The sequence below is a fragment of the Paenibacillus sp. FSL P4-0113 genome, from assembly GCF_038009305.1.
GTDB classification, from domain to species: domain Bacteria; phylum Bacillota; class Bacilli; order Paenibacillales; family Paenibacillaceae; genus Paenibacillus; species Paenibacillus polymyxa_D.
Genome location: NZ_JBBPAZ010000001.1, coordinates 3276544 through 3289393 on the forward strand (window position 1 = coordinate 3276544; position 12850 = coordinate 3289393).

The 12850-nt window shown below is 42.4% G+C and carries 10 protein-coding genes; all 10 read right to left on the minus strand.

The window, feature by feature from the left end; genetic code table 11:
• Positions 1 to 62: 62 nt before the first annotated feature.
• The 10 genes from MKX46_RS14005 to MKX46_RS14050 all read right to left on the minus strand — a co-directional run bounded on the left by MKX46_RS14005 (position 63) and on the right by MKX46_RS14050 (position 12482).
• Positions 63 to 887: a carbohydrate ABC transporter permease gene (locus tag MKX46_RS14005; protein WP_029518673.1), complete on the minus strand. Its 825-nt coding sequence runs from the start codon at positions 885 to 887 to the stop codon at positions 63 to 65.
• Entirely contained in the window at positions 887 to 1762 is an 876-nt protein-coding gene (locus MKX46_RS14010) for a carbohydrate ABC transporter permease (protein ID WP_341071357.1), read from the minus strand. The genes MKX46_RS14005 and MKX46_RS14010 overlap by 1 nt, the downstream gene beginning before the upstream one ends.
• Positions 1763 to 1778: 16 nt before the next feature.
• The gene (locus tag MKX46_RS14015; protein ID WP_341071359.1) at positions 1779 to 3011 is read right to left on the minus strand and encodes an ABC transporter substrate-binding protein; all 1233 of its coding nucleotides are present in this window, start codon (positions 3009 to 3011) and stop codon (positions 1779 to 1781) included.
• Positions 3012 to 3360: 349 nt separating this feature from the next.
• Positions 3361 to 4743 (minus strand): lanthionine synthetase C family protein, encoded by a 1383-nt coding sequence (locus tag MKX46_RS14020; protein WP_039271784.1) that lies wholly within the window; start codon positions 4741 to 4743, stop codon positions 3361 to 3363.
• Positions 4740 to 6341: an ABC transporter ATP-binding protein gene (locus MKX46_RS14025; RefSeq protein ID WP_340886744.1), complete on the minus strand. Its 1602-nt coding sequence runs from the start codon at positions 6339 to 6341 to the stop codon at positions 4740 to 4742. Before MKX46_RS14025 ends, MKX46_RS14020 begins: the two co-directional genes overlap by 4 nt.
• 281 nt (positions 6342 to 6622) lie before the next feature.
• The gene (locus tag MKX46_RS14030) at positions 6623 to 9802 is read right to left on the minus strand and encodes a lantibiotic dehydratase (RefSeq protein ID WP_341071360.1); all 3180 of its coding nucleotides are present in this window, start codon (positions 9800 to 9802) and stop codon (positions 6623 to 6625) included.
• A 31-nt stretch (positions 9803 to 9833) separates the two neighbouring features.
• Positions 9834 to 10601, minus strand: a complete 768-nt coding sequence (locus MKX46_RS14035; RefSeq protein WP_029518678.1) for an ABC transporter permease — start codon at positions 10599 to 10601, stop codon at positions 9834 to 9836.
• Positions 10602 to 10614: 13 nt separating this feature from the next.
• Positions 10615 to 11409: an ABC transporter permease gene (locus tag MKX46_RS14040; protein ID WP_029518679.1), complete on the minus strand. Its 795-nt coding sequence runs from the start codon at positions 11407 to 11409 to the stop codon at positions 10615 to 10617.
• Positions 11406 to 12134: an ABC transporter ATP-binding protein gene (locus MKX46_RS14045; RefSeq protein WP_029518680.1), complete on the minus strand. Its 729-nt coding sequence runs from the start codon at positions 12132 to 12134 to the stop codon at positions 11406 to 11408. Before MKX46_RS14045 ends, MKX46_RS14040 begins: the two co-directional genes overlap by 4 nt.
• Before the next feature lie 174 nt (positions 12135 to 12308).
• Complete coding sequence (locus tag MKX46_RS14050; protein ID WP_193373363.1) at positions 12309 to 12482, minus strand: FDLD family class I lanthipeptide; 174 nt, start codon at positions 12480 to 12482, stop codon at positions 12309 to 12311.
• Positions 12483 to 12850 lie beyond the last annotated feature (368 nt).

Consider the following 12850-nt stretch of genomic DNA (forward strand, 5'->3'; position numbering starts at 1 on the left):
TAGGGAGCCCCTTTTTATTTTCCTGGTAAGGCACGGTCTGCCTAAAACGATTGGCTCCTGCCCTACTTCACAGAACCTTGCGTAACGCCATTGATAATCCATTTTTGTGCAATCAGATAGACGATAATCATCGGCAGCAAAGCCATCAGGTACGAGGCAAAAGCCAGATTGAAGTCTGTGTTGAACTGTCCTTGGAACACATACTGTACGAGCGGCAGTGTATATTGCTCCGCATCGCTGATAATAATGAGCGGCAGCAAAAAGTCATTATATGTGGACAGACAAGTGAGAATCCCCACCGTAGCACTAATCGGCGCCATCAGCGGGAATATAATGCGCCAAAAAGTGCCCCATGTCGTCGCACCATCTACCGTGGCTGCCTCTTCCAACGCTACCGGAATGGAGCGAATATAACCGACATACACGAAGACATTAAACGCCAAACCATACACCGTATGCAGCATAATGAGACCCAACAGATTAGTCATATGAAGGCCCGAGGCCAGTTTTACAATCGGCAACATGATGATGGGGAACGGAATGAACATGGCACTCACAAAATAAAAATATAACCCCTTGAAGAAACGCCGCTGCATATTACGAGCAATGGCATAAGCAACCATCGAATTGGTTAGCAAAGTGAGTATAACCGTCGATGTCGTGACCATCACACTGTTCCGAAAAGCGCTGAAGAAATTGGTCATTTCCACTGCACGACTAAAATTTTCCCAATGCAGTTCGGTCGGAAAGGCAAAGGCAGAATGTGCCATCTGCTCGGGATTTTTAAGGGCTATCGTCACCGTCATATAGAGGGGAAACAGAATGAATATTGTCCCCAATGCTACCAGAAGCAGCACAGGCCAGTTCGTACGTCTACTAGTTTTCATCAGTTATCCATCTCCCTTCTCTGGAGGAATCGAAGCTGTAAGATGGAAATGATCGCAATCACAATAAAGTAAATAACAGAGTTAGCCGACTGATAAGCGAATTCTCCACCTCTAAAGCCCCCGGTGTATATCAGGTGGGATATCGACTGCGTGGCCCGTCCCGGCCCACCATTCGTCAAAGCCACGATCTGATCGAACACCATCAGGGAATTTTTCATCGCCAATACCATATTGATCGTAAAAAACGGTGCAATTAATGGAAAGGTAATGCTCCAGAATTCGCGCCATTTACCCGCACCGTCCAAATTGGACGCCTCATACAGACTTGTCGGAATGGTTTGCAGCCCAGCCAGATAGAGAATCGTATTAAAGGCAATCCCCTGCCATACGGCTACGATGACCACTCCTACCCAAGCCAACTGCTCACTGCCTAAGATGTTTGTCGATAATGAACTGATGCCTAAGTTCTGTCCCCAGATCGTAAATACATTCGAGAACAGGTAATTGAATATGTAACCTACGATCAACACGCTCAAAATATTAGGTAAGAAATAAATCCCGCGAAAGAAATTACGGAAACGTATTTTAGCGTTCAGCCCCATGGCAATCAGCAAGCTGAGAATATTAATCGCAATGGTAACCACAATCGCAAATTTGAAAGTAAACCAGTAAGCATTGCCCACATTGTCGTCTTGAAACAAATTAATATAGTTCTTAAACCCGACAAAGTGGTACTGATGACCAAAGCCGTTCCAGTTCGTGAGTGAATAATAAAATCCCTGCAAGGCAGGCAAGGTCAAAAATACAAAAAACAATAGCACCGCCGGCACCGCCGGCACCGTCATCCAGTAAAAAGTCGTTAGTCGCTTATTCATGTCTCCTCCTCCTCTCTTATCGGCGGTTAGCTACCTTATCCCATTCTCGGTCCAGCTTGGCTAGATAAGCGTCGATATCTCTGTTTTGCAGGAAGGCCTGGACAATCGAATTCAATTGGACCGCTTTGGGAATATAGTGATCGGCAAAATCAATGACGCGACCCGATTTAAAATACGGCAATAGCTCCGCCACACTTGGATCATCCTGCGTGACTCCCTTCACCGCCGAAAACAGCGTTTGCTCTGTAATGTATTGCTTGCTATTCTCTGGCTTCAACAAAAAGGCAATGAACTCCTCGGCCTCCTTTTTATGCGGAGTGCTCTCCGATACGGCTAATAGCGTATCTATACCAGACACCAGCTTGACCGCCTTTGCGTCATTCCCTGTCGGTAATGGGAAAAAACCAAGCTCCACTTTCGGGTTGGCTTTGCGAATCTCAGAAATGGCCCACGAGCCCTGAATGTACATCAATCCCTGCCCGTTAGCGAAGGCACGATTGCCGTCGGCATAGTTTTTGCCAAAATTATCATTATGCCCGTATTTCAATAGCTCCAGCTGCTTTTCAGCAACCTCGCGATACTTGTCCTGAAAGGTGACCTGATTTTCACGCCGTTGCAGAAAAAAATCAATGCCCACCAGATTCGGGCCCAGCGCATTAAAGGGGAGGTTCGTTTGCCAATCATCTTTATATGTAAAATAGAAAGGAATTTTGCCAGCAGCCTTGATCTTTTGCGCTGTTGCAATCAGCTCATCCCATGTTTTGGGCACCTGTAATCCCATTTCTTTAAAAAGCGTTTTGTTATACATCACACCATTCGCATTCGCAGCATAAGGAATTCCATACACAGGATCGACCCCGGTCACATCCTTAAGCATCTTGAGGTAAATCGGATCAATCGTACGTGGCAATTCTGTATTCGCCAGATCCGTAAAAATACCGCTTTGTGCCAAAATGGAGTAGGTATCGGTGGCCCCAAGCCCCACAATGTCAGGTACATCGTTTTTGACAACCCGTGTCAATAACACCGTCTCTGCCTCTGGCGGGTTGACCTGTGTCACTTCAATACCGGGATGTTCCTGATTGAATTGAGAGATTAGCTTATCGAATGAACCCTTGGCCTCCGGCTTGTTTTGAAAGAATTCAATTTTCACCTTACCTGAATCATCGCCCTTGTTGCATGCGCTCACAAAAACAGCCAACAAAAGGATCGCCGCCAGTGTAGACAGCTTTTTGGCCCAACTCCACATGCTCATACCTCCTTTTCCCCTATGTCAATCTATGCAGGACTAAACAATTAATACCCGCCCCTTATGGAAAAGAAACGATACACCGTGTTTGGCGGTTATATAGTAAAAGGGTACTCATCTTCGCTCTTGTTTTTCTGTTTTGTTCAGGTATTGGGTTATTGAATGGGAGTACAACATATACTGCCTTGGGATTCCATGTAAGCGGAACCAGCTTGAAGGATGCTAATGAAAATACCTTGAGTCTCAGGAGGAATTAGTATGTTAAAAAAGATCCAACCGGCCTTCAAACGGTCGATTGGATCTTTTCTTACTTTTATTATGTTCAGGTTAGGGAATAACATGACATATCTTAGCGAATTAGAAGAGCAGCGTCCCAATCCGGATTTTCATTTCCTATCAATGAAGCCAACACCAAGGCAACTCCAGCACTTCCATTCAGAAAGCCAGCCTCATCTACTTCTGCTAGCCTCCCATCCAATAGGCTATGATCATAAAAGCCAAACGCCGAATTAGTATCGAACATATCCAGCACTTCTTCTAGTAGCCTGTCTCGCATCATACCTAACTGCTCATGGCCCGTATCTGAATACATACGCTGGATCAGATGCAACAATCCCCCAATACCATGACACAATGTCGCAGAAGATAGTCCTCCTTTACGATAGAGCCTTTTTTCTATATCCAAGTATGCACGTAGTCCCGTTTCGATCCAATCTTTATTTTGAAGAGCTTGTCCCGCCAGCCAGATCGAACGTGCAATGCCTGGTACGCCATAACACCAGGAATCACGATAATACTGCGTGCTTTCAGGCTGCAGACGGTTATCCACCCATTCCTCAAGGGAAACACGCCCAGGCCAAATCACGCCCTCAGTATCCTGAACACGCCAATGATGTATAAATTGTGACAGTCTGTTGATATCGCCCACTAAAGGGAGGGAGTCGGCTCCATTAAGAGCAGACAGGCTCAGAAAAGCTAATGGACCCGCGATACCATGCGAAAGCCCTAAATTAAAATTTCCCTGCGGATATTGTTTCTTTTCATTCTCTTGAAATTGATTCTCCGTGGTAATATACCATCCAGGTACAGGATGTCCATTCCAAGTACGGTCGCTGCACATTATCTGAAACAATTCAATCGTCTGGTTCCATATGGTATGCATAGTCGGGCGGTCAGAAAATAACATGGCGATGCGTCCGATCCCTGTAAAGCCTGATATGGCGTCATACTGGCTCATTTGTAATTGTCCTCTTCCCCATTCCTCCCGACATAGGGCCAAGCTATGTAAAGCAGCCTCTTCGAACCAGGAGGCAAGGGAATCAAGCATTCCTTGATAACGTGTGCCCTTCCTGGATAAAGAGTAAATAGCCAGCAAAATACCTGATAATCCACTATACAGGGATAAGTCATGGACACCCTTTTGCTCCACGATCATACGAATTCGCTCTAAATATTGGTGTCCTACAATATCCCAACCATCCTCAGGGTATAGTCGATCCAACTGACCCATTAACAAACAGATGCCCGTGAACCCACTTCCCAAACTTCCATCTGACCAACGGTCCATCTTCATCCCATCAGCCTCTATCGGGGGCGTTTTTTTCATATACATACGCACTTGATCGGGGTCTTTGTAACGATTGGAAATCTCTTGTAAGATTACAGTTACTTTATCCTTCATATCCAAATTAATGGGTATCCATTTATCACAAATATATGAAGTCGTCGTCATCCTAGCACCCTCCCTCCGCTTTCAATTAAGGAAGCTTCTTCATCGAATGAGCTGGCCTGAATGTTGTACATCTCTGCGTATAGCCCATTGAGTAACATCAGCTCCTTATGTGTTCCCTGCTCCACAATTAAACCATTGTCCATTACCACAATTTTATGTGCCAGACGTGCTGATGAAATCCGATGAGTAATAAAAATACCAATGCTATCCTTCATCAACTCCAAAAATAATACCAACAAATCCTGTTCTGCCACAGGATCTAAGAAGGAACTTGGCTCATCCAAAATATACACATCTGCTTTACGCAGGAAAGCCCGTGCGATTGCTATTCGCTGCCATTGGCCTCCTGAGAGTTGGTAGCCATCCTCAAACCATTTACCAAGCTGTGTGTCCAAACCTTGTGGAAGTTTGGCTATAATATGGTCTATAGCTGCGCACTGGGCTGCATGGATGAGCTCCTCATCCTGCTCCATAAGCCCTAATGATCCAAACCCAATGTTATGACGTGCTGACATTTCATAATGCATGAAATCTTGAAACACGGCTCCAATTTTGTCTTGAACCTGCTGCAGATCATAATCCTGAACGGGACGGTCGTTAATTTTAATGACGCCACTATAATCAGAATAAAGCTGCATCAGGATTTTCATAAGCGTCGATTTTCCTGATCCATTTTTCCCTACAATGGCTATCGTTTGTCCTTTAGTCATTGTTAAATGCATGTCCTGAATAGAAGCCTTCGATTGACCCGGGTACGTAAAGGAAACCCCTTCAATTGAAATTTGTTCAATACAAAATCCGGTGCTGCTCTTTGGGTGATCCAGAAGTGCCTGTTCCTTTTGACGCCGAATGGGGTCCGATGTAGGCAACTGTAGAAATACAAATAACTGCTCCATATACAAATTATTTTGTGAAAATTGAACAATACCTTGGATTAGTGCCTGCATTTGACTTTGGGTTAGCATAATCGCTTGAATATAGCCATATAAGTTCCCTATTAATATTTTTTTCACAAAGGTTTCCTGGATTGCCATCCACACTATCCATAACAGAACAGAAAGTTCAAGCAAACTGTACAGGAAAGTAATTCTAACTCTTTTGCCCAATATACGCCTGTCTTCTACAAAAAATCTTTGCAGTAAATTCTCATATCTTTTTAGTAAATAAGGACCCAAATTAAAAATCTTCACTTCTTTGACCGCACGATCATTTGTAAGCAAATAGGTCATATACCATGACTGTCGATATAACGGGGTACGATTCATATAGATTTCAAACTGTTCTTTGTTTAACTTAAAAATCGAGTAAACCGACACCAGTGAAATCACAAATAGAATAACCACAACCCACCATTTCCATAAGAAAAGTAAAACTGCCGAAGACAGCATGGTAACTAGACTAGATAAAATACCAGCCATTTGTGTATATAATTGGTAAGGTCGATAGGAAGCTTCTTGGGAAGCCCGCTTTAGCTGGTCGTTGATTTGAGAATTTTCATAATCCGCCAGTCCCAAGTAGCCTGATTTTTCTCCAATCATGATATTTAATGACTTGGACAGCACAGATTCAAGGACGCCCTCTACATAACTCTGACTCATCGTAACTAGACTTTTTAAAACGTGAATAAATATAAAGAGACCAAATTGTAGCATAATTATAGAGATATCATGAGGACTAGAAGAAACAATACTATTAAGTAAATTTTGCATGATAACCAAAGTAAGTACGGGCATCACACCTTGAATGATATGCAAAAAAATGCTAGAAAGCATATAGACCTTATTCATGTTAAATACTAAGGCAAAAAGCTTAAGCCCTTGACGTACAGACTTCCATATGGAAGAAGTCCTCCGATCTGTACTTTTTTGTACGCTACTCATTAGCGATTCCCCCGATATTGAACCAGGCTGTTCATAGCATGTCTGGCCATGATCATTATTTTGCGCTCCCGATCCCTGTCAATTCCAATTAATCGGTTCAAATGCATATGGATCACACTGTATATAATATCCTCTCTTGTATTGGTAGCTCCCCCCTCCCGTTCCTGCTCATGGAGTATATAATTATATTGCTCTACTGCTTCTTTTCTTGCATAAAAAATATTTTCTATGGATTCGCGACTGGATGCAGTCGAAGCTGTCATTTCCTGATCTGATGCCATCCATTGTAAAAAGAACTTCCGTTCCTTGCGAAAGTCTTTCAAATAGTCTTTGAGATCAAATTGACGATTTAAGAATTGAAACGCATCTTCCTTATAGTAACCAAACTGGTAGAGAAGATTGATCACGCTTAAAATAGCTATAACGTCCTTCTGTAAAGAAGTCTGGTTGAATCTAATGAGACGTACCAATTTGGCTGTCACTTCACTGTCACAAGAAAACATTCGTTCTGCCCACATCATGAGCTTCTTTCCACCGTAACGCTCTACTTCTGGCTCATAGGTATCGATCACAACTCTGGATATCATGCCTTCATTTAAAAGCATCTCTGTCCATTGATGAAACACGGGAAGAAACAAGTTTCCCTCCAGAAACTCCGGTAGCTTAAACCGGACACGAATATGTTTATCTGGATCAGCGTATCGGATAAAGTACCCCTGAAGGATGTTACCGTCCTCTTGATGCTTCCGCACAAATTCATCCCAATAACCACCAATAAACTCATCTTGGCGACTGTTCATACCATATAATTTGGCATAGAACCAAGGACCACCAGGAAGATAGGTACAGGTTGCCTCTGAGGAAAGACAACTTGTATCCTCATGCCTTCTATCTAGTGTCGCAGCAACTTCCTCCTCAAAATGGTTCGTTGCTACAGCCTGTTTACGTATACATGGAAATACAAATTCAGCCGCCAAGCGTCCACTGTGACGAGAGACTGGCGTTTCTCCGACTTCACCTATGTGTTCGATTAAAGTAACTTTTCCTTTGGATTGAAGATCTCTACAAACCTGTTCAACATGCAAGGGATGATTCATATCCAACAGAATTCGATTATCTAATTCAATCATATATACATAACGTGGTAGATTCCATTCTTTTTGGAACTGACACACTAAATTCTCCAAATCAATCATATCCTTGGATAGGCTAGTTGCCGCATCCCATGTCATTCTCCATGTAGCCGGATTGAGAATGACATGCTTATATCTTAGACGTGGGGTAAAAGGGGCATGGGTGGCGAATCCCCACTCCATAGATGACCAATGGCGATAACCATCCTCACTGACCTCCAAAAGAAAACGATGTATGTTAGGAGTCAATTCAGCATTGAGCATATGTCCAGCCCTAGCAATGACCTCACGATTGCGACTTATCGACTTCAAATAAAAATGATCATTACGTACCCCAACAGCAAGGTCCGAAACATGTATCTGCTGTTCCTTTGGCAGGGTATGATTGGTTCCTATTGCGATTTCATAGGGGCGAGTATGCTTCGTTAATACTACATTTGCCGATCTTCCCGAACTGGGTAAATACGATATTCCGGCTAACAGCTTTTCAGGCTGTAACCGTTGCTCTTCCGATTGAATGCTGGAGAACATATCAGTAAAAGGCTCGTCAAACAAATCCAGAAATCTCCCGAACGTCTTTCCCGCCCCGTCTGACCCCTGATTAGGTGCCAGAAGTAAAATATACTCACCGCGATCTACAGCCTGCTGATCAGGGGCGACCAACTGAAAAAACAATTCCATAGAAGGTGCTGCCAACCATTTGCCTGATTTCTGCCCTTTTAACATTGCGTCTATCATGGCATCTGTAAGTACCACTTCATGTTTTCCTTCATGGATGCAAGATACGAACCATTGAAATAAAAGCTTCTCCTGATGTGATCTCGACTGGGACGGTGACATGTTTTGAAGCCGTGTTCGGTTACTCAATGGATGTTTGTAGCCTGCCGGAGCACCCATCCCTGTATCCTCATCAAGAAGCTCCAGCAAAGGGACCTCCCGATATGGACCATACTTCTCCAAAAATTCCACACAAAATTCATCCAAAGGTCTATTCTCTCGCGACGAAAGCTTAGTTAGTAATTCGGCAACACATTCAACATCCTTACGGATACATTGGGGAAGAACAACTCCTCGATCCTCCAGGGAAAGGTCGATTTGCAAGCTTGATTTTGCACTGAACATTTTGCCCATCTTTCGTCTTAAATGCTCCAACGAATCTTCCCCTTGGCCTATAGGGAGACGATTATATTTATTAATAGTATCCGCGATGTTATTAAAATTCTCTTTTAACTCATCAATACCCGTTACTAATTTCAAGACGGATCGTATATGGTCCAGCGGTTCGGTAGTAGTGGTAGGAGGAATAAGCTCAGATATCAAAAACTCTTGCTCAAATAGCTGCCATACATAACGGTCAATTGTCTCTATATCAGCTCTTTCAAATGTCTTATGTAGATGGTTGACCAGTTCCGGATAAGGTATGAGGGTCGAACTTGCTTCCATCACACAATCAAATACCTGAGTCGCACGAACGGACACACTCTGATCTTCTCCACCGACTATACTGCCGCATCTTGTCGTGTAGGGGATTTTAGCCCGGTTACCCTGACGATAAATTAATGTATTACGCTGAACCCGCAGCTGGCGGACAACCTCCTTACTGCTTGTGACCATTTCAACGGCTTTCATTAGCCATTCCATGTCCGGTCTTGCACGCTTTCGATACATATCTGGCTCTTGTAAAATGAGCTGAGACTGCTCTCCGAATTTCCCGTAAGTGACTCCAGATAACAATCCGAACGGCGTAGGTCGTGTAGCCATTCTAGTGATATAACGCATAAAGGATTTGATAACTTGTTCCTGTTTGCGCGGATTGTCCTGATCGCTGATATGTACTAAAGATTCAAGCAGAGTAGGGCTGGAGGCAGCTAACGCTTCACGAATAAATGGATTACGAGATAATTCCGTAAGACGATTTATTGCAACTCGTCTGATTCCTTCAGTCTCTCCGACATTGGTTAGAAAGCATTTTCCGAACTCTTCCATAGGTAGCACAGGAGTACGAAGCATAAAAAAATCCAGGGTTTTATAAAGATGCTCTTCCATTCCCATTAAACCTCCGTTCTAAGCCAAACGTTTAAATTGTTTTCTTTTGCCAACGAACAAAGCTAATAGTCGAACAAATCAATATAATCACGATTAGACACATCCAGAATCTGGTGGAACCATCCACTCTTAAAGCAAGCATAATTTGCTGGAAAGGATCTATTAACATCACAAGTGGCTTGTAAAATGGGTAGATAAACATAGATATAAATAAAATAGAAATAAACGAGAATAAAGGTCTGGATATGAACAAACACACTGCACTACTTAGCATGAGCTTTGCCAGGCAAACCAACGTTAATACCAAATAAAACACAAGTGTATATGACATAGCATCTAATGAGGTGGAAGCCTCTGCTGAGCCGTATTTAAAAAAGGTTAAGCTACGGGGAAAAATAGTCCAACCAGCCAGTATGCCTATGAGCAAGGCTGTACCCGTAAAAACGATCGTCGTGACCGATAATGCGAACAGTTTTCCAAGCCAAAATTGAAAGCGACGGTATGGACGCAGTACATATAAACGATACGCCCCGGAGTGAATATCCCCGCTTAACTGATCCACATACAAAATAGGCAACAATGCCAGGATCAGAAATAGGGAAATTTCACTCATCATAAGCCACGGCAAGTTCAGATTATTAACAGTGGCAATCCCTTCGCCAAAGCGGAATTTCATTGTTCCATTAATTTTAAGACTGACAATATTCGCAATAACCATCAATAGAAAAATTGTATATAATAAAAGAGTAGATCTTCGATTCCATATTCGTTCCATTTCACTTCGCCAAATTCCTAGCATAAGAAAAATCCTCCTAATACAAATAATCATCCTTGGTAAAACGACGATATGCTCCCCATGTAAAAAGGATTAGATATAAAATAACAACGGTGGCAATCGCCCCATTTGCAGACAGGTTTCCGGATAAGGATGTCTTCAATCCTCTATACTGCATATAAGGAATAAATAAAAAGACTATAAGATCATGTATGTAGGGAATATGAGAAAATAGAGATGCTAATTTAAGGTATAAGCCATCGAACAGCAAGGAGAACAGATTATAGGTCGTACAAATACCAATTGCATGGGTTACACTCTTGCTACACATGGCAATGTAGGAATACAGACAGCCAATAGCCATAAGTGAGACAAAAGCCTTTGCATAATATTGAAATACATACATTATAAGCTCTCCATATTGCCTTGTTTCGCCTTCAGAATAGGGAAATCGCCATACTCCGACACCCCAAAGAGACAGACCCAATATAAGTAAGAGTAATAGAACAGAGACCTGTAAAACCAATAGCTTGCTCCAGAAAATCTGTCCCCGAGTAAAACGCCGCATGAAGATTAGACGCAACTGTCCACCCCGGAATTGCTCCGTATATAGAGTCGCTACTAATGCAGCTACAGCAATATTGCATATTAAAAACAAATTTTCTTGCAGGCCTATAATGACAAAGACTTTGGACAACACTTCTACCGAAGTCTTGAGATACAAAAAATAGCTGGCTGTGGAATAAGCGAGTACAGGGGTACATAAAATCAGAAGCCAGAACCATTTTCTGCTATACAATCTCTCGAACTCACTGTAAATGAGTGTCTTCATAATCCCATTAGCTCCATAAAAGCATCCTCTAGCCGTTGACCTTCCTCAACCAATTGATCTGCGGGTCCCTTCCAAACTAGCGTTCCTTCTTTAATCACAATTAATTCGTCACACATTTGCTGCAACTCATCCAGCAGATGGCTGGAGATAAAAAATGCATAATTTTCTGAATTTCGCAAACGAAGGATAATATCTCTCAACTCCCTCATTCCCATAGGATCGAGACCATTGGAAGGCTCATCGAGCAGCAGTAGCTCCGGGTTACCCAGCATAGATTGGGCAATGCCCAAGCGTTGCTTCATGCCCAAAGAATAAGTTTTCACCCTGTCGTCTCCACGCAAATCCAGGCCTACTCTTTCTAACAATTCCTCTATATGCTTTTCCCGATCGGAAGATTTAATATTCGGATGCAACCGAGACAAATTACGCAGCACCTGTTTACCCGTCATATAATCAAAAAAGACCGGGGACTCAATGATAGCGCCTACTTTGGAGAGCGCCTTTTCCCGATCCGCCTGTACGTCATATGAAGCTATCCTTACAGAGCCACTGGTTGAATGCATTAACCCCGTCATGATCCGCATCATTGTTGTTTTCCCGGCTCCATTCGGTCCAATGAAACCATATATTTTCCCCTTTTCAAGCTCGAAGGAAATGTCACTTAATAAAGCCCGTTTCCCCATTTTTTTGGATACTTTTTCAACTTTCAATAAGACATCCGACATTACACTTTCCCTCCATTACTAAATCCAAATATAAGGATGCCTCTGATATTCACAACCAGGAAACCAAAGGTTTTCTCAAAGAAGAAGAAGGGACTTCAAGGTCCCTCCTCCTTTGCTAAATTAAATAGTTATCCAATATAAAGGTTTTGCAAGTTGCAAAACAACTAAAATTTATTAACAAAGTGTTCCTAAATTACTGAAGCAAGGTGAACATGTCTCAACACAAGTTTGGGATGTATTACCGCCACCACAGCCGCTAGAGCAATTCCAAATACTTCTAATTTTAGGCTCTACAGAACCTTGAGATTTGTTTACTTGAACGTCCAGATCAAATAAGTTTTCAGCCATTGCATTCCCCCCCTTTCATTTAGATATACCATCAGCCTTCAGCGAGGTTCATGTTTACCCCGCCAAAGCCTTCCTTCTCGCAATAGAAGAGAAGGATTTTATATGAACAACACCCCGACCAGATCGTCACCTACTCGAAATATTGCCATATATCACGTAGACAACCGTATGTATGATCTTTGTTGATAACAAACACTTCATCTAATAATAATTTATATCTTCCTTACAAATAAAAGAATATCATATGTTGCAAAATGTAAATCTATTACTTTATATGTAAACATACATAATAAAAAATCATTAATACCAATTTATTTTAATATATGGTTATTCTATTTCCACTCTCTCATTCTCTTTACCATACAAAA

Coding starts and splice junctions, on each gene's coding strand:
- MKX46_RS14005 (WP_029518673.1), bottom strand. CDS start 887: ATGAAAACTAGTAGACGTACGAACTGGCCTGTGCTGCTTCTGGTAGCA.
- MKX46_RS14010 (WP_341071357.1), bottom strand. CDS start 1,762: ATGAATAAGCGACTAACGACTTTTTACTGGATGACGGTGCCGGCGGTG.
- MKX46_RS14015 (WP_341071359.1), bottom strand. CDS start 3,011: ATGTGGAGTTGGGCCAAAAAGCTGTCTACACTGGCGGCGATCCTTTTG.
- MKX46_RS14020 (WP_039271784.1), bottom strand. CDS start 4,743: ATGACGACGACTTCATATATTTGTGATAAATGGATACCCATTAATTTG.
- MKX46_RS14025 (WP_340886744.1), bottom strand. CDS start 6,341: ATGAGTCAGAGTTATGTAGAGGGCGTCCTTGAATCTGTGCTGTCCAAG.
- MKX46_RS14030 (WP_341071360.1), bottom strand. CDS start 9,802: ATGGAAGAGCATCTTTATAAAACCCTGGATTTTTTTATGCTTCGTACT.
- MKX46_RS14035 (WP_029518678.1), bottom strand. CDS start 10,601: ATGCTAGGAATTTGGCGAAGTGAAATGGAACGAATATGGAATCGAAGA.
- MKX46_RS14040 (WP_029518679.1), bottom strand. CDS start 11,409: ATGAAGACACTCATTTACAGTGAGTTCGAGAGATTGTATAGCAGAAAA.
- MKX46_RS14045 (WP_029518680.1), bottom strand. CDS start 12,134: ATGTCGGATGTCTTATTGAAAGTTGAAAAAGTATCCAAAAAAATGGGG.
- MKX46_RS14050 (WP_193373363.1), bottom strand. CDS start 12,482: ATGGCTGAAAACTTATTTGATCTGGACGTTCAAGTAAACAAATCTCAA.